Here is a 17,655-nt window from a genome sequence, read left to right on the forward strand (position 1 = left end):
TGGATCAAAGGTCGCCTTCAGGATCGGTTCACTTCACCAAGCCTCATCGGACGTCAGCGTTCGATGTGATCCGCCCAAAACGGGCAGCTCACGCGCGTCTGCGGCTTTCGGGAGAGGCCGGTAAGGGCCAAGTGCCATATCGCCATCGCTAAGCACGAAGTCTTCACCAGCCGCCTTGGCCGGCTGGAACCAAAAAAACACGAGAGCTCGCCTATTTACTGGATTTCAGACACAAAAAAAGACGTCCGTGGACGTCTTTTTTTGTTGAGTTGGTGGAGCCGGGGGGATTTGAACCCCCGTCCGCCAGTACTCCGCTGTCGGTACTACATGCTTAGCCGTATCTATTAAGTTAACCCTCAGCGACCCGAAGGGCAGGGTGCTTTGGGCGAGTTGTGTAAGTTTTAGCCGATTCGTCCACAACGTACTGCACGGCGATTCTGTTCTATATGACAATCACTTTGGGTTTACAGACATCCCCTGGTGATTGCTGGACCCGAAGGTACCAGAAGCTCAGGATCTAAAGCTGCTTACGCAGCGAGAGAGAATTCCTGGCCGTAGGTTTCGTCATTGGCAACTATAAGAAGTTGCAACAGTGGATTTACGAGTTCTGTTACCAACTCGGCATGCACCTAAAGTTTCGCAACCGGCGTCGAATCCTAAACGGCCCCGTGCTTGTAACTCGTTGTTTCTTAGTGAGTGACAAGCCTGTGCAGTGTACGCCAATCACTCACAGAAGGCCAACCCGAAGGTTGGCCTTGAGCGGTGACAGGTTACTGATTACCGCCTTTGTCCGTGTCTTGCAGGCTTTGCAGCGCCTTGGAGGTGATCTCGATGCACTTCTTGTCATCGTCTGCCGCATGGGCTGCCTTGGCTTGGGAGACGGCGGTGTCAATTTCGCCGGCTTTGCCGCTGGTGTCGGTGGCGAGCAAGGCTTTCCCGTTGTTGATTTTGTCCAGGTTGATTTGGCACAGATCGTCTTTTGTTCCGGCGGCAAACGCGGGGGACGCCAGCATCGCAGCGGTAATGAACAAACCAGCAAGAGCGGAACGCTTCATGGGTATCTCCTTGTGCAAATAGGGCTCGATGCTGCCGGTTTTCCGTGCAGCCAGCGAGGTCACTGATGAGCCTCGTTTGTCGAGGCCTATGCAGATGACTACGCCGGCGCGCAGGGGTTCTGTTTTGTCGCTGGATTAGTCGAAAAACCCCGAAGTCATTAGGTTTGGCACCAAAAAGGGGCGGCTCTAATGGGCCCGCGCCTGGGTCACTCGGTCCACCAGGTACACCAGGCCGTGGTAATCAATTCCACCATGTTGCGTCAGACCAATCTCACACGTACGGCTGGTGGAAATGCCCTCGCTGCAATACTGCACGGCGTCCTTCAGGCTGCGCAGTGAGTGCGCATTCAGCTCCGGCGTGGTGAAGCCTTTGTCGCCGGCAAACCCACAGCAATGAATGCCTTCGGGGATCACCACGTTTTTGCTGCACTGCCTGGCCAGGTCGATCAGCGCCTGGCTTTCCCCCAGGTGCTGGGTGCTGCAGGTGACATGCACGGCGATCGGGGCTTCCTGAGGAGTGAAGTCGAGGCGGTCCATCAGGTGGGTGCGGATAAAACGCACGGGGTCGTAGAGGTCGAGACGGGTTTCGGCCTGGTCCTGGACCAGGCGCAGGGTGCACGGGCTGGTGTCGCAGTAGATCGGGTCGAGGCCGCCACGGCTGGCGTGGAGCAGGGCGCCGATCAGTTCCTGGCGTTTGTGTTCGGCTTGTTCGGCATAGCCCTTGGATGCGAAAGGCTGGCCGCAGCAGAGGTTGTCCTGATTGTCGGGAAAGACTACCTGGTAACCGGCTTTTTCCAGCAGGCCGCGGGTTTTGTCGTACAGCGACATCTGTTCCTGGTCGCCGGCTGCCGGGCCCATGGCGCGTGATACGCAGGCAGCGAGGTACACCACCCGTGGTCGCTCATCGCTCACGGCGGGGCTGAAGCGAATGGCCTTTTCCGGTTGCGGCATGGCGTTGGTCCACTGGGGGATTTGCCCCTTGGACAGGCGGGTTACCGTGGCCGAGAGCTTCGCCAGTCGCGGCGCGCCCAGCAGCATGCGCGCGCCGTTGGCTACGTGCAGGGTGAAGCGCGCACCTTGCAGTGCCGTGGCGAAATGCGTCGACAGCCATTCGGCGGTTTTCGTACGGTCGGCGTCGCGGCTGCGCAGCTTTTTCACCAGGTCGCCGGTATTGATGCCTACCGGGCAGCGTTGGGCGCAAAGCCCGGTGGCCGCGCAAGTGTCGATGCCCTGGTATTGATAGGCCGCCTCCAGTTCGGTGGTATCGATGCCTGCGCGTTTCCGGGCCTGAATATCGCGCCAGATTACGATGCGTTGGCGCGGGCTCAGGGTCAGTCCTTTCGACGGGCACACCGGCTCGCAGAAGCCACACTCGATGCACTTATCCACAAGCTCGTCGGCGGCGGGCAGTGGCTTGAGGTGCTTGAGGTGGATTTGCGGGTCTTCGCTGAGCACCACGTTCGGGTTGAGAATGCCGTTGGGGTCGAGCAGGCGCTTGAGTTGCCACATCAACTGGTAGGCATCGCTGCCCCATTCCAGTTCGACGAAGGGTGCCATGTTGCGACCGGTACCGTGCTCGGCCTTCAGCGAGCCGCCAAACTCCACGGCCACCAACTGGGCGACGTCGTCCATGAACGCTTGGTAACGTGCGACTTCTTCCGCGCTGTTGAAGCCTTGAGTGAACACAAAGTGCAGATTGCCTTCCAGGGCGTGTCCGAAAAGGATCGCTTCGTCGTAGTGATGTTTGTCGAACAACTCGATCAGGCGGTTAACGCCAATAGCCAGTTGTTCCACCGGGAAGGTCACGTCTTCGATAATTACGGTGGTGCCGGTTTTACGCACGGCGCCGACGGCGGGGAAGGTGTCTTTGCGGATCGCCCACAGGCGGGCGTTTTCCACCGGGTCTTCGGTGAAGTCGACTTGTTTCTCCACCGGGAAGCTGGCCAGGGAGGCCATGATCAGCGCCAGTTGTTCATGCAGCAGCGAGGGCGAGGCCGCGCGGGATTCGATCAGCAGGGCGCAGGCATTTTCCGATAGCTGCTGTACGAAAGCCGGCATGCCGGGTTTGTCCTGCACCGAACGCATGCTGCGGCGGTCCAGTAGTTCAACCGCTGAAACAGGTTGGGTTTTGAGTACGGTCACCGCGTTGCAGCAGGTTTCCACATCCGGGAACACGATCAGGGCCGAGGCTTTGTTCGGGTGGTCGATCACCGTGTCGTAGGTCACTGCGCTGATAAAGCCCAGGGTGCCTTCGGAGCCTACCAGCAAATGGCTGAGGATATCCAGTGGCTCGTCGAAATCCACCAGGGCATTGAGTGACAACCCGGTGGTATTTTTCAGACGGTATTTGTGGCGGATTTTTGCAGCCAGTTCAGCGTTTGCCCGGGTTTCGCGACCCAGGGTTGCCAGGCGTTCAAGCAGGTCGCCGTGACGTTGGCGAAAGGCCGCAACACTGGCCGGATCTTCCGTGTCCAGGCGGCTGCCGTCGGCCAGCACCAAGCGAATTCCTGCGAGGGTGTGATAGGTATTCTGCGCCGTGCCGCAGCACATGCCGCTGGCATTGTTGGCGACGATGCCGCCAATCTTGCAGGCATTGATCGACGCCGGGTCCGGGCCGATCTTGCGCCCGAATGGCGCCAGCCAGGCGTTGGCTTGCGCCCCGATCACGCCGGGCTGCAAGCGGATTTGTGTGCCCTGGCCGCGAATCTCGCGCCCGTTCCAATTGTCCCCCAGCACGATCAGTACCGAGTCGCTGATGGCCTGTCCGGAAAGGCTGGTGCCCGCCGCACGAAAGGTCACCGGCACGCGATCGCGTTGAGCCAGTTGCAGCAGCGCCACCACCTCATCTTCCGACTCGACACGGATCACCAGTTGTGGGATCAGTCGGTAAAAGCTGGCGTCGGTGCCGAAGGCGAGGGTGGAAAGTGGATCGTCGAAACGACGATCTTTCGGGATCAGTTGTGCGGCGTCGCTCAGAAAAGCAGCAGGCAGGCTCATCGGTCCTCCAGAAATAGCAGACGCCGGAATCGCTGCCCGGCGTCGGTTCTTACCCTATCGCGTGCAGGTCTCAGTGCACCAGCATACCGGTGAACCAGTAAGCCTGGGCCAAGGTGATCAGCCCGACGATCGTCGCGAAAAACAGGCTGTGCTTGAGGGTAAAGCGGAACAGGTCGGATTCCTTGCCCACCAGGCCAGTGGCGGCGCATGCCACGGCAATCGACTGCGGCGAGATCATCTTGCCGGTCACGCCGCCGCTGGTGTTCGCCGCTACCAGCAAGGTGTCGTTGACGCCGATCTGGTGCGCGGTAGTGGCTTGCAGCGAGCTGAACAGCGCGTTGGACGAGGTGTCGGAGCCGGTCAGAAACACTCCGAGCCAGCCAAGGAATGGCGAGAAGAACGGGAATGCCGCGCCGGTAGCCGCCAGCACCAGGGCCATGGTTGATGACATGCCCGAATAGTTGGTGACGAAGGCAAAGGCCAGCACCATGCCGATGGACAGGATCGGCCAGCGCAGCTCATAAAAGGTTTCTTTCAAGGTGGTCAGACCAGTTTTGAAATCAATCTTCAGCACCAGCATCGATACCAGGGCGGAGAAGAAAATCGCCGTGCCGGTGGCGGAAATCGGATCAAGCTTGAATACCGCCGGGATGGCTGTCGGGGTGGCAACGATGGGCGCGACCTTGATCACCAGTTGATCCAGGTGCGGGATCGCAAAGTTGAATACCGAGCTGTACATCGCGCCGCCGGCGGCGAACATCGCCTTGAAGGGCTTGAGGGTCCAGATGGTGACCAGCACGGTCAGGATCAGGAACGGCGACCAGGCCTTGAAAATTTCCCCCAGGCTGTAAGGCGAAGCCAGGGTGTTGCGCGGCAGGCCAAAGCCACCGGCGCTGGCAGTGACGGCAGTGCCGGACGTTGCGCCAACGATTTGCGCGCCGGCACTGCGCTTGGGCTGCCAGACTTTCAGGAACAGGGTCAGGGAAATCAGGCTGGCCAGGGCCGAGGTGATGTCTGGCAGTTCCGGGCCGATGAAGTTCGAGGTGAAGAACTGGGTAACGGCAAAGCTCAAACCCGCAACCAGTGCGGCTGGCCAGGTTTCCTTGACACCGCGCAGACCGTCCATCATGAACACCAGCCAGAACGGCACGAACAACGACAACAGCGGCAATTGGCGGCCGGCCATGGCGCCGATCTTGAACGCGTCGATGCCCGTCACTTGGCCGGCCACGATGATCGGAATCCCCAGCGCGCCGAACGCGACGGGTGCGGTGTTGGCAATCAGGCACAGGCCGGCGGCGTACAGCGGGTTGAAGCCCAGTCCTACCAGTAATGCGGCAGTAATCGCCACCGGTGCGCCGAAGCCGGCCGCACCTTCCAGGAACGCGCCGAAGCAGAAGCCGATCAGCAGCACTTGTAGGCGCTGGTCGTCGGTAATCGACAGCACGGAGCTGCGGATGATCTCGAACTGGCCGCTCTTGACCGTCAGTTTATAGAGGAATACGGCGGCGACGATGATCCAGGCGATGGGCCACAGGCCGTAGGCAAAGCCGTAACCGGCGGCGGCGAGCGCCATGTCGACCGGCATCTGGAAGGCAAAGATCGCCACCAGGATCGACAGTGCCAAGGTGATGCTGCCCGCAACGTGGCCTTTGAGGCGAAACACCGCCAGGGCCAGGAAGAAAAATACGATGGGAATAACGGCGGCCAGTGCGGACAGGCCAAGGCTGCCGAGCGGGCTGTAGAGCTGTTGCCAGGTTTGCATATGGGGTGGCCCCTAATTGTTGTTGGTCAGGCACTGCTTTGGTGATTTGGATAATTGGTATTACCAATTTACAATCACCGTTGGCTAGGTTAAAAGCCTTCAGGGGGATGTGTCAATTTGCCGCTTGCGAATCTTTGGTCGTAGGTTGGCTTGAACGGATGCTGATCGGCTGAAACGAGGACGTTCTGATAGGTGCCGGATACACGGCAATAGGCCAGAATAGGGGCCCCGGCGAGTGGTCGGGATGGTGGAGAGTGAGTTATGGGGTTTGATCAGGTGCGTCAGCGCCGTTTGTCTGACGATATCGTCGAGCAGCTTGAGGGCATGATCCTTGAGGGCACGCTGAAGTCGGGCGAGCGCTTGCCGGCCGAGCGCGCACTGGCCGAGCAGTTCGGGGTGTCGCGTCCGTCGTTGCGTGAGGCGATCCAGAAGCTGGCGGCCAAAGGTTTGCTGATCAGCCGTCAGGGTGGTGGCAATTATGTGGTGGAGTCGCTGGGTTCAACCTTCAGTGATCCGCTGCTGCATCTGCTGGAAAATAATCCCGAGGCTCAGCGCGATCTTCTGGAGTTTCGTCAGACGCTGGAAGCCTCGTGCGCGTATTACGCAGCGTTGCGTGCCACTGAGGTTGATCGCGAGCGGCTGACGGCAGCCTTCGAAGAGCTGCAGGATTGCTATACGCGGTCAGACGAAGTGAGCCGGGCGGAAGAGGGCGCGGCGGATGCGAGGTTTCACCTGGCCATCGCCGAGGCCAGCCATAACGCGGTATTGCTGCATACCATTCGCGGGCTGTTCGATCTGCTCAAGCGTAACGTAGTGACCAACATTGGTGGCATGTATCAGCAGCGTACCGAGACCCGGGACATGCTGATCAATCAGCACCGTGATCTGTACCTGGCGATTATCGAAGGGCGTGCCGAGCAGGCGCGGGAGGTTTCAACACGTCACCTGCTGTATGTGCAGGAAGTGCTGGAAGAAGTGCGTCAGGAGGTTCAGCGCATGGCGCGGGCGGAGCGGCGCAAAGGGATCTAGCAATTGTTGTGGCTGAGGGAGCGGGCTCCCTCAGCCACATCAAGTCACAAGAAATTCAATCTTCCTTGCCCTTGTTACGCACGGCGCGCTGCAATTCCCGGTTGGAATCGCGTTCGCGCTCGGTGTCACGCTTGTCGTATTCCTTCTTGCCCTTGCCCAGTGCGATCTCGCACTTGACCAGGTGCTTGCTCCAGTACCACGACAGGCAAACGCAGGCGTAGCCTTTTTGCTGCACGGCAGCTTGGAGTTTTTCCAGCTCGCGAGCATTGAGCAGCAGCTTGCGCGTGCGCACCGGGTCGGCAATGACGTGGGTGCTGGCAGTCATCAGCGGCGTGATATGACTGCCGAGCAGCCATGCCTCACCGTCTTTGAGCAGCACGTAACTGTCGACCAGTTGCAGCTTGCTGGCACGCAGACTTTTTACTTCCCAGCCGGCCAGGACCAGACCAGCCTCGAACCGATGTTCGATGAAGTAATCGTGTCGCGCCTTTTTATTTTGCGCGATGGTCCCTGTTGGGTGTTTCTTTTGTTTAGCCATAGGGGCGGCATTATAGGGAGTTGCGAGCGCGTCGGCTACGGTCAACCTGCGTGCTTGAGCGTGTTGAATGAATCCCGGACAATGCAGGCTGGTTTTTGATTTTTTCTTTCGCGAATCCTGTTGTCCTTTCGCGATGTTTGCCGCTCAGCTGTGGAAATAACGCTCACATGACGACGCATATTCAACGTTCGGCCCTGTTGCCCTACCCGGCGCAGGCGCTCTATGACCTGGTCAACGACGTGGCGCGTTACCCGGAGTTCCTGCCTTGGTGTTCGACTGCCGAGGTGTTGGAGAGCAGTGATGAGCATATGGTTGCCAGCGTGGGGGTGGCAAAGGGCGGCTTGAGCCAGCACTTTGTCACGCGCAACACGCTGGTGCCCGGGCAGTCCATTGAGATGAATCTCGAAGAAGGCCCGTTCACTCAGTTGCATGGTGTGTGGGTGTTCAAGGCGTTGAACGAGAAGGCCTGCAAGATCAGCCTGGACCTGTCGTTCGATTATGCCGGCCCTATCGTGCGTGCCACCTTGGGCCCGTTGTTCAATCAAGCTGCCAATACCCTGGTGGACGCGTTCTGCCAACGCGCCAAGCAAATGCATGGCTGAGCCATTGGTTGAAATCGAGGTGGTGTACGCCGCGGTGGATCGCCAGGCGTTGATGAGCCTGGCAGTAGCGCCGGGCTGCAGCCTCAGGGCGGCGGTGTTGGGCTCGGGAATGGCTGCGCAATTCCCGGAGCTGAATCTGGAGAGTTGCCCTTTGGGAATTTTCGGCAAGGTGGTGGCGGACGCTGATGTGCGTGTTGTGCAGGCTGGAGATCGAATCGAGATCTACCGGCCGTTGTTGGCAGATCCGATGGAGATACGTCGCTTGCGTGCGGCGAAGGCTGCCAAGGCAAAACAGCTAAACCCATAGTTTGCTAAACAGCAGGCAACAAAAAGCCCGGCATGCCGGGCTTTTTATCGTGCGTTACAAACTTACTGCGGGCTCGAGTCCAGAGGTTCTGGAGTCGGCACTGGAACGGTTTGTACGCCGTCGACGCCTTTCTGGATCTCGTCCAGTAAGGAGCCAGGCTTGGCCGGTACTTCGGACTTCGGCTTCTCCTCGTTCTGCGCGGGCGCAGGAGCAGTGGTGCCGTTGTCCTTGCCCAGCAAGGCTTCATCGCGGCTTACGCCCGGTTTGAAGTCCCCCGACAGGCTGACGAGCTGGTCATTGCCATTGAAGATGACACTGACCCGCTCCTGCTGGCGTTCACCGCCACCAGGTTGGATGCTATAGAGATAATCCCAGCGATCGGCATGGAATGTGTCGGTCAGCAGGGGATTGCCCATGATAAACCGTACTTGCCGTCGGGTCATTCCCGGGCGTAACTGGTCTATCATGTCCTGCGTGACGACATTGCCCTGCTGGATGTCGATTTTGTAAACCCCGGGGAATGAACAACCGGCGAGTGCGAGCAGTCCCACAAAGGTGAAACTGGTTAGCAAGAGCTTGGTGTTTTGCATCGGTGGGCGACTTCCACTATCTTGGCTGGGACAACGTAAACGCCGATCATACCCGTATTAAGAGAAGCTGCGAAGCAGCATCCGCGAGAAAGCTAACCATGGTTGAAAATAGCGAACTACGCAAAGCCGGTCTTAAAGTGACTCTGCCACGAGTCAAGATTCTACAAATGCTCGATTCTGCTGAGCAGCGCCACATGAGTGCCGAGGATGTATACAAGGCGCTGATGGAGTCTAACGAGGACGTCGGCCTGGCCACGGTTTACCGTGTTCTGACCCAGTTTGAAGCAGCAGGACTGGTGGTTCGTCATAATTTCGACGGCGGTCATGCAGTGTTCGAATTGGCTGACGGCGGTCATCACGACCACATGGTTGACCTGGATACCAATGAGGTTATCGAGTTCACCAGTCCGGAAATCGAGAAGCTCCAGCACATGATTGCTGAGCAACATGGATTCGATTTGGTGGACCACAATCTGGTTCTCTACATACGTAAGAAAAAGTAAGAAAGCTACGCAGATTCGCTCTGCGAAACGATCGAAGGCGACCCTAGGGTCGCCTTCGTGCTTTCTATAGAAAGAAAATACTCAGTAAGCCAGGCTTCAGACCTTCGCGGTTACCACCATTTTCTTCGCGTGAGCCAAGGACTCCTTGGTCAGGTCAATGCCGCCGAGCATCCGTGCCACTTCTTCTACCCGTTCGGTCTTGTTCAGCTTGGACACGGCGGTATGGGTCGCATCGCTGCCACGTACCTTGTGCACGAACAAGTGTTGATGCCCTTGGGCAGCTACTTGTGGCAAGTGAGTAACGGTCAACACCTGGCCACGATCGCCCAATCGACGCAGCAGCTGGCCAACGATCTCGGCAGTCGGTCCACCGATCCCTACGTCCACCTCATCGAATACCAGCGTTGGCACGCGTGAGGTCTGGGCGGTGATCACCTGGATCGCCAGGCTGATCCGTGACAGCTCGCCGCCGGACGCTACTTTTGCCAGTGCCTTCAATGGCTGGCCCGGGTTTGCGCTGACCAGCAGTTCTACCTGTTCAAGACCATTGGGCAGCAGCTCATTGCTGGTGTTGGTGTGCAGCTCGATGGTAAAGCGCCCGCCGGGCATCCCCAGGCGCTGGATCTCTTGTTCCACCGCGCTGGCCAGGCCCGTCGCTGCCTGATGGCGCAGGTCGCTGAGTTCTCGGGCTTTCTCTTGATAATGGCGAGCAAACGACGCTAGTTCTTCACCCAGTCGCTCGATGGACTCATCGTTGGCGTTCAGGGTTTCGATTTCATCCAGCAGCTTTTGCTGCATGGTTGCTACTTCGGTCGGCTGGATCCGGTGTTTGCGCGCCAAGGTATAGATGGTGTCCAGGCGCTCTTCTATATCTTGCAAGCGTGCCGGGTCGGCATCGAAGTGATCGAGGAAGCGGTTCAGCTCGCCCACGGCTTCTTCTACCTGGATTTGCGCACTGGTCAGCAATGTGGTGGCTTCATTCAGTGAGCCGGAGGCATTGTTCACACTGGACAGGCGATTGAGGCTCGCCGTCAGGGCGTTGAGCACATTGCCGGAATCACTTTCGCTGCACTGCTCCACCACTTGCCGGCAGATGCCCAGCAGGGTTTCGGCGTTGGTCAGGTTCTTGTGTTCCTGTTCCAGTTGCTCCAGTTCCGTCTCGCCGAGCCCCAGGCTTTCCAGTTCTTCCAGTTGGTAGCTGAGCAACTGGTGACGGGCGCGCTGCTCGTCGCCGGAGTTGGAGAGGCGCTCCAGCTCCTGGCGGGTCTGGCGCCAGCGCTGCGTAGCCAATTGCACCTGGCGCGCAAGATCGGTGGCACCGGCGTACTCGTCGAGGAGTCGGCGATGGGTGTCGGTTTTCAGCAGGGACTGGTGTTCATGCTGGCTGTGGATATCGATCAGCAGTTCGCCCAGGGCTTTCAAATCGCCGAGCGGGCAGGGCGTGCCATTTATATAGCCGCGGGAGCGCCCTTCGGCCGTGATCACCCGGCGCAGGATGCACGGGCCTTCATTGTTAAGGTCGCGCTCGGCAAGCCAGGCCTCGGCTTCCGGGATGTCGGCCAGGTCAAAGGTGGCGAGGATGTCGGCTTTGTCGGCGCCAGGGCGTACCACGCCGCTGTCGGCACGATCGCCCAGGGTCAGGCCCAGGGCGTCGAGCATGATCGACTTGCCGGCGCCGGTTTCGCCTGTGATTACGCTCATCCCGCGATCCAGTTCAAGATCCAGATGTTCAACGATGGCGTAGTTATGTACGGACAGGTGCACCAGCATGACGGCCGCTCCCAGGCTTTAGGTCTGGTTATTTATACAGTGTTTTGTTTGAGGGTGACAATCCTGATGCTTAGTCCGATTTGCTTGAATAACTGTCTTTTTAAGTGCGACAGGGAATGATCGGGGGAAATTGATCCAGGACAAGTGAAAGACTTTTGGTAACGCCCCAGCCCTTGAACCTGAAAATTGTGGCCCCATATACCGGAACAGAAGCGCGAGTCGAGTTCGCGCATGATTTTGAAAGGAGAAATCTATGGCTGACGAACAGACGCAGGATACGCAAAATCCAGACGCCAACCAGGCCGCAGGTGAAGATCTGGCAGCTCGTGTGCAAGTGCTCGAAGAGCAATTGGCCGGCGCACAGGATCAATCGTTGCGTGTTGCCGCTGATCTGCAGAACGTCCGCCGCCGCGCCGAGCAGGATGTAGAAAAGGCTCACAAGTTCGCCCTGGAAAAATTTGCCGGTGATCTGCTGCCGATTATCGACAGCCTGGAACGTGGCCTTGAGTTGTCCAACCCGGACGACGAAAACATCCGCCCAATGCGCGAAGGGATCGAACTGACCCTGAAAATGTTCCAGGACACCCTGAAGCGTTATCAGTTGGAAGCCATCGATCCACAAGGCGGCGAGCCGTTCAATGCCGAGCATCATCAAGCGATGGCGATGCAGGAAAACGCTGATCTTGAGCCGAACAGCGTGTTGAAGGTGTTCCAGAAGGGTTACCAGCTCAACGGTCGCTTGCTGCGCCCGGCAATGGTTGTGGTGAGCAAGGCTCCTGCACCGGTTGCACCTTCTATTGATGAGCAGGCTTGAAATAAGTCGTAACGGCCCCATCTATAAGTCAAGCGTTTAAGTACTGCCGCAGTTAGCCACCACTGCTGTGGCAACAAAATCTAAGTTTCGGGAGAGTAAATCATGGGCAAAATTATCGGTATCGACCTGGGGACTACCAACTCCTGCGTCTCCGTGCTGGAAAACGGCGTATCCAAAGTTATTGAAAACGCCGAAGGCGCACGTACCACCCCGTCCATCGTGGCTTATGCCAACGACGGCGAAATCCTGGTTGGCCAGTCCGCCAAGCGTCAAGCTGTGACCAATCCGCATAACACCCTGTACGCGGTGAAGCGTCTGATCGGTCGTAAGTTCGACGAAGAAGTTGTACAGAAAGACATCAAGATGGTCCCGTACAAAATCGCCAAGGCTGACAACGGTGACGCCTGGGTTGAAGTGAACGGCCAGAAAATGTCGCCGCCACAAATCTCGGCTGAAATCTTGAAAAAGATGAAGAAAACCGCCGAAGACTACCTCGGTGAGGCCGTGACTGAAGCGGTGATCACCGTTCCGGCCTACTTCAACGACAGCCAGCGCCAGGCGACCAAAGACGCCGGCCGTATTGCTGGCCTGGACGTAAAACGTATCATCAACGAACCAACCGCAGCCGCTCTGGCCTACGGTATGGACAAGGCCAAGGGTGACCACACCGTCATCGTTTACGACCTGGGTGGCGGTACCTTCGACGTTTCCGTGATCGAAATCGCTGAAGTCGATGGCGAGCACCAGTTCGAAGTGTTGGCCACCAACGGTGACACGTTCCTGGGCGGTGAAGATTTTGACATTCGTCTGATCGACTACCTCGTTGACGAATTCAAGAAAGAAAGCGGCATGAACCTCAAAGGTGACCCGCTGGCCATGCAGCGCCTGAAAGAAGCCGCTGAGAAAGCCAAGATCGAACTGTCTTCGAGCAATTCGACCGACGTGAACCTGCCGTACATCACTGCAGATGCCACCGGTCCCAAGCACTTGAACGTGAAAATCTCCCGCGCCAAGCTGGAGTCGCTGGTAGAAGACCTGGTTCAACGCACCATCGAGCCTTGCCGCATTGCGCTGAAAGACTCGGGTATCGACGTTGGCGCGATCAACGATGTGATCCTGGTCGGCGGTCAGACCCGTATGCCACTGGTTCAGAAGCTGGTGACCGAGTTCTTCGGTAAGGAAGCACGTAAAGACGTGAACCCTGACGAAGCGGTTGCCATGGGTGCTGCCATCCAGGGCGCGGTATTGGCCGGCGACGTGAAAGACGTTCTGCTGCTGGACGTCAGCCCGCTGACCCTGGGTATCGAAACCATGGGTGGCGTGATGACTGCGCTGATCGAGAAAAACACCACGATTCCTACCAAGAAATCGCAAGTGTTCTCGACTGCCGACGACAACCAGGGCGCCGTGACCATTCACGTGCTGCAAGGTGAGCGTAAGCAAGCCGGTCAGAACAAGTCCCTGGGCAAGTTCGACCTGGCCGAGATTCCGCCAGCACCACGTGGCGTGCCACAAATTGAAGTGACCTTCGACATCGACGCCAACGGCATTCTGCACGTAGGCGCCAAAGACAAGGCCACCGGCAAGACTCAGTCGATCGTGATCAAGGCAAACTCGGGTCTGTCCGAGGAAGAAATTCAGCAGATGATCCGTGATGCTGAAGCCAACGCTGACGAAGACCGCAAGTTCGAAGAACTGGCTGCTGCCCGCAATCAGGGTGATGCACTGGTTCACTCGACTCGCAAAATGATCGCTGACGCTGGCGACAAAGTGACTGCCGAAGAGAAAACTGCAATCGAAGCCGCAGTAGTTGCTCTGGAAGCCGCCGTTAAAGGCGACGACAAGGCTGCCATCGAAGCCAAGGTTGAAGAGCTGTCGAAAGTCTCTGCGCCAGTGGCTCAGAAAATGTACGCCGAACAAGGCCAGCCGGCTGACGGTGCTGCACACCAGGCAGAACCTGAAGCCAAGCACGACGACGTTGTCGATGCCGAGTTCGAAGAAGTCAAAGACCAGAAGTAACTTGGTCGCCCGGTTGACCGCTCACAAGCGGTGACTGGTAGGATGTCGCCGCGCGGGAGCTTGCTCCCGCGTTGGCGTGTCTGGGGTACGCGAATTTTTACAGCATGCGACGACGCTCGGATGCTGGCGGTGTGATCGGGAATGCTCCTGCTTTCCGGACGACAGTCACCGCGTTTTTGGCCGGTTGCCGGCTGAAAGCAGTAACGACCAGGATCGTTGAATTGACGTGAGTTGGGTCCGGGCCTGTATTGGGGCTCAACGAGTTTGGCAAGACTCAGGAGGGTTTTGCCGAACGTCCTTAAGAGTGCAAAGACTTATGGCAAAGCGTGACTATTACGAAGTGTTGGGTGTGGAGCGCGGCTCCAGCGAGGCGGACCTGAAAAAGGCTTACCGTCGCCTGGCGATGAAGCACCACCCGGACCGTAATCCGGACAACAAAGAATCCGAAGAGCTGTTCAAAGAGGCCAATGAGGCCTACGAATGCCTGTGTGATCCAAACAAGCGTGCGGCGTACGATCAGTACGGCCATGCCGGTGTCGACCCAAGCATGGGCGGCGGCGGTGCAGGTTTTGGTGGTCAGAACTTCTCCGATATTTTCGGCGACGTGTTCAGCGACTTCTTTGGCGGGGGCCGTGGTGGCCAGCGTGGCGGTGCCCAGCGTGGCAGTGACTTGCGCTACACCCTGGAGCTGAACCTGGAAGAGGCGGTGCGTGGCACCAGCGTTAATATCCGCGTTCCGACGCTGGTCAATTGCAAGCCGTGCGACGGTTCGGGCGCCAAGAAAGGCTCTTCGCCGATCACTTGCCCGACCTGCGGCGGTATCGGCCAGGTGCGCATGCAGCAAGGCTTCTTCTCGGTGCAGCAAACCTGCCCGCGCTGCCATGGCCAGGGCAAGATCATTTCCGATCCGTGCGACTCGTGCCACGGCGAAGGGCGTGTCGAAGAGTACAAGACCCTCTCGGTGAAAGTGCCAGCGGGTGTTGATACCGGTGACCGCATTCGTCTGTCGGGTGAAGGCGAGGCGGGCACGCAGGGCGGCCCGACGGGCGACCTGTACGTGGTGATCAATGTGCGCGAGCACTCGATCTTCCAGCGCGACGGCAAGCATCTGTTCTGTGAAGTGCCGATCAGCTTTGTCGACGCGGCCCTGGGTGGCGAGCTTGAGATTCCGACGCTGGACGGTCGGGTCAAGCTGAAGATTCCGGAGGGCACGCAGACCGGCAAGCAGTTCCGTATCCGTGGCAAAGGCGTTGCGCCGGTGCGCGGTGGTGGTGCTGGTGACTTGATGTGCCGTGTGGCGGTAGAGACTCCGGTGAACCTGGGGCGTCGTCAGCGCGAACTGTTGGAAGAGTTCCGCAGCTCCCTGGCCGGCGATGATACCCATTCGCCAAAAACCACTGGCTGGTTCGAAGGCGTAAAGCGTTTCTTCGGCGACCTGTAAGGAAGTGAGTATGCGACGTATCGCGGTGATGGGCGCTGCCGGGCGTATGGGCAAGACCCTGGTCGAGGCTGTGCAGGCCCGCTCGCCGGCCTCCGGGTTGACGGCGGCGATTGTTCGTCCCGGCAGCACCTTGATTGGTGCAGACGCGGGTGAGTTGGCGTCCCTGGGGCGGATCGGCGTTTCGTTGTCCGGCAATCTGGAGCAGGTTGCCGACGAGTTCGACGTGCTGATCGACTTCACCCTGCCGGACGTGATGCTGAAAAACCTGGCGTTCTGCCGCAAGGCGGGCAAGGCCATGGTGATCGGCACGACCGGTCTGAGCGCTGAGCAAAAACAGCTGCTGGTGGAGGCGGGCAAGGATATTCCTATCGTGTTCGCGGCCAATTTCAGCGTCGGCGTCAATCTTTCGCTGAAGCTGCTCGACATGGCGGCGCGCGTGATGGGTGATGAGGCTGACATCGAGATCATCGAGACTCATCACCGGCACAAGATCGATGCGCCGTCGGGTACGGCGTTGCGCATGGGTGAGGCGATTGCCGATGCCCTTGGGCGGGATCTGTCGAAGGTGGCGGTGTATGGTCGTGAAGGGCATACCGGGGCTCGCGCCCATGACACCATCGGTTTTGCCACCGTTCGCGGCGGTGACGTGGTGGGCGATCACACCGTGCTGTTCGCGACCGAGGGTGAGCGTCTTGAGATTACCCACAAGGCGTCGAGCCGCATGACGTTCGCCAAGGGTGCTGTACGTGCGGCACTGTGGCTGGACGGTCGTACGCCGGCCTTGTACGACATGCGTGACGTGCTGGATCTGCATTAAGAAGTAGCTAAAACGGGGTCTCAGGAATATCCTAAGGCCCCGTTTTTACCCGCTAAGCGACGTCCTGTCGCATTCCCCTGCCTTTAAGGCTCATTAGCGGTGGACCAAAAATGCCTTTTTCTGTAAGCTACAGCTTTAGTGTGTCCACTAAAAGCGCGCAGAATAATTCAGTGAAGAAGCGGGGTGACGTGTCCATACGTCACTCCGCTTTTTTACAACCTGCGATCGCCCTTTCAGGCTTTATTTACGGGAGGTCTTCTTGACTAAGCCAGCCATACTCGCCCTTGCTGATGGCAGCATTTTTCGCGGCGAAGCCATTGGAGCCGACGGTCAGACCGTTGGAGAGGTGGTGTTCAACACCGCCATGACCGGCTATCAGGAAATCCTTACTGATCCTTCCTACGCCCAACAGATCGTTACCCTGACCTATCCGCACATCGGCAACACCGGTACTACACCGGAAGACGCCGAGTCTGATCGTGTCTGGTCGGCTGGCCTGGTCATTCGTGACCTGCCACTGGTAGCGAGCAACTGGCGTAACACGATGTCCCTGTCCGATTACCTGAAAGCCAACAACGTTGTGGCGATCGCCGGTATCGATACGCGTCGCCTGACACGCATCCTGCGTGAAAAAGGTTCGCAGAACGGCTGCATCATGGCCGGTGACAACATCTCCGAAGAAGCAGCGATTGCAGCGGCCCAAGGTTTCCCTGGCCTGAAAGGCATGGACCTGGCGAAAGTCGTCAGCACCAAGGAAAAGTACGAGTGGCGCTCCACTGTCTGGGACTTGAAGACCGACAGCCACGCGACCATCGAAGCTTCCGAGCTGCCGTACCACGTTGTGGCCTACGACTACGGTATCAAGCACAACATCCTGCGCATGCTGGTCGAGCGCGGTTGCCGCGTCACCGTGGTGCCGGCGCAAACCCCAGCCAGCGATGTGCTGGCCCTGCAGCCGGACGGTGTGTTCCTGTCCAACGGCCCGGGCGACCCGGAGCCTTGCGACTACGCCATCAAGGCGATCAAGGAAGTGCTGGAAACCGAGATTCCGGTATTCGGTATCTGCCTCGGCCACCAGTTGCTGGCCCTGGCCTCCGGCGCCAAGACCCTGAAAATGGGCCACGGCCACCACGGTGCCAACCACCCGGTACAGGATCTGGACACTGGCATCGTGATGATCACCAGCCAGAACCACGGTTTTGCGGTGGATGAAGCGACCTTGCCGGGCAACGTCCGGGCGATTCACAAGTCGCTGTTCGACGGTTCCCTGCAAGGCATCGAGCGCACCGACAAGAGCGCGTTCAGCTTCCAGGGCCACCCTGAAGCAAGCCCGGGCCCGAACGACGTAGCGCCGCTGTTCGACCGTTTCATCAATGAGATGGCCAAGCGACGCTAAGTGAGCGGCCCG

The 17,655-nt window shown here is 58.6% G+C and carries 15 protein-coding genes and 1 other RNA gene; 9 read left to right on the forward strand and 7 right to left on the reverse strand.

The genetic code is table 11. From position 1 onward, the window contains the following. Positions 1 to 270 precede the first annotated feature (270 nt). The 4 genes from ssrA to K0H47_RS25965 all read right to left on the reverse strand — a co-directional run bounded on the left by ssrA (position 271) and on the right by K0H47_RS25965 (position 5,817). Positions 271 to 668, reverse strand: a transfer-messenger RNA (tmRNA) gene (ssrA, locus tag K0H47_RS25950). A gap of 102 nt (positions 669 to 770) precedes the next feature. After that, on the reverse strand, positions 771 to 1,055 hold the full coding sequence (locus tag K0H47_RS25955; protein WP_219273861.1) for a hypothetical protein: 285 nt from the start codon (positions 1,053 to 1,055) through the stop codon (positions 771 to 773). Between the two features lie 186 nt (positions 1,056 to 1,241). After that, positions 1,242 to 4,052: an FAD-binding and (Fe-S)-binding domain-containing protein gene (locus K0H47_RS25960; protein ID WP_219273845.1), complete on the reverse strand. Its 2,811-nt coding sequence runs from the start codon at positions 4,050 to 4,052 to the stop codon at positions 1,242 to 1,244. Between the two features lie 70 nt (positions 4,053 to 4,122). Next, positions 4,123 to 5,817, reverse strand: coding sequence for a lactate permease LctP family transporter (locus K0H47_RS25965; protein ID WP_134325713.1), 1,695 nt, complete (start codon positions 5,815 to 5,817; stop codon positions 4,123 to 4,125). Between the two features lie 261 nt (positions 5,818 to 6,078). Between K0H47_RS25965 and K0H47_RS25970 the strand changes: the two genes are divergently transcribed. Next, on the forward strand, positions 6,079 to 6,846 hold the full coding sequence (locus K0H47_RS25970) for an FCD domain-containing protein (protein ID WP_063033222.1): 768 nt from the start codon (positions 6,079 to 6,081) through the stop codon (positions 6,844 to 6,846). 55 nt (positions 6,847 to 6,901) lie between these two features. Here the strand turns inward: K0H47_RS25970 and smpB are convergent, their stop codons facing one another. Then, positions 6,902 to 7,384, reverse strand: a complete 483-nt coding sequence (gene smpB, locus K0H47_RS25975) for an SsrA-binding protein SmpB (protein WP_017478553.1) — start codon at positions 7,382 to 7,384, stop codon at positions 6,902 to 6,904. Positions 7,385 to 7,551: 167 nt separating this feature from the next. Here smpB and K0H47_RS25980 point away from each other — a divergent pair, with 167 nt between their 5' ends. Next, complete coding sequence (locus tag K0H47_RS25980) at positions 7,552 to 7,986, forward strand: type II toxin-antitoxin system RatA family toxin (RefSeq protein ID WP_003212236.1); 435 nt, start codon at positions 7,552 to 7,554, stop codon at positions 7,984 to 7,986. Then, a complete protein-coding gene (locus tag K0H47_RS25985; RefSeq protein ID WP_219273846.1) occupies positions 7,979 to 8,293 on the forward strand; it encodes an RnfH family protein in 315 nt (104 codons plus the stop codon). The genes K0H47_RS25980 and K0H47_RS25985 overlap by 8 nt, the downstream gene beginning before the upstream one ends. A gap of 62 nt (positions 8,294 to 8,355) precedes the next feature. On the opposite strand, the gene K0H47_RS25990 is transcribed toward K0H47_RS25985, so the two are convergent. Beyond that, the gene (locus K0H47_RS25990; protein ID WP_017478555.1) at positions 8,356 to 8,883 is read right to left on the reverse strand and encodes an outer membrane protein assembly factor BamE; all 528 of its coding nucleotides are present in this window, start codon (positions 8,881 to 8,883) and stop codon (positions 8,356 to 8,358) included. Positions 8,884 to 8,981: 98 nt separating this feature from the next. Here K0H47_RS25990 and fur point away from each other — a divergent pair, with 98 nt between their 5' ends. Next, a complete protein-coding gene (fur, locus tag K0H47_RS25995) occupies positions 8,982 to 9,386 on the forward strand; it encodes a ferric iron uptake transcriptional regulator (protein ID WP_003212228.1) in 405 nt (134 codons plus the stop codon). Between the two features lie 96 nt (positions 9,387 to 9,482). Here fur and recN read toward each other — a convergent pair whose 3' ends face one another. Next, positions 9,483 to 11,156, reverse strand: coding sequence for a DNA repair protein RecN (recN, locus tag K0H47_RS26000; protein WP_219273847.1), 1,674 nt, complete (start codon positions 11,154 to 11,156; stop codon positions 9,483 to 9,485). A 253-nt stretch (positions 11,157 to 11,409) separates the two neighbouring features. Between recN and grpE the strand changes: the two genes are divergently transcribed. From grpE to carA, 5 genes are all read left to right on the forward strand, one after another. Further along, positions 11,410 to 11,970 (forward strand): nucleotide exchange factor GrpE, encoded by a 561-nt coding sequence (gene grpE, locus K0H47_RS26005; protein WP_003212224.1) that lies wholly within the window; start codon positions 11,410 to 11,412, stop codon positions 11,968 to 11,970. A gap of 102 nt (positions 11,971 to 12,072) precedes the next feature. Continuing rightward, positions 12,073 to 13,989: a molecular chaperone DnaK gene (dnaK, locus tag K0H47_RS26010; RefSeq protein WP_063033219.1), complete on the forward strand. Its 1,917-nt coding sequence runs from the start codon at positions 12,073 to 12,075 to the stop codon at positions 13,987 to 13,989. A gap of 316 nt (positions 13,990 to 14,305) precedes the next feature. Continuing rightward, positions 14,306 to 15,430, forward strand: coding sequence for a molecular chaperone DnaJ (dnaJ, locus tag K0H47_RS26015; protein WP_063033218.1), 1,125 nt, complete (start codon positions 14,306 to 14,308; stop codon positions 15,428 to 15,430). Positions 15,431 to 15,440: 10 nt separating this feature from the next. Then, entirely contained in the window at positions 15,441 to 16,247 is an 807-nt protein-coding gene (gene dapB / locus K0H47_RS26020; RefSeq protein WP_017478561.1) for a 4-hydroxy-tetrahydrodipicolinate reductase, read from the forward strand. A 259-nt stretch (positions 16,248 to 16,506) separates the two neighbouring features. After that, positions 16,507 to 17,643, forward strand: coding sequence for a glutamine-hydrolyzing carbamoyl-phosphate synthase small subunit (gene carA, locus K0H47_RS26025; protein ID WP_063033216.1), 1,137 nt, complete (start codon positions 16,507 to 16,509; stop codon positions 17,641 to 17,643). Positions 17,644 to 17,655 lie beyond the last annotated feature (12 nt).

It is taken from the genome of Pseudomonas sp. Xaverov 83 (assembly GCF_019352905.1).
Taxonomy (GTDB): Bacteria; Pseudomonadota; Gammaproteobacteria; order Pseudomonadales; family Pseudomonadaceae; genus Aquipseudomonas; species Aquipseudomonas yamanorum.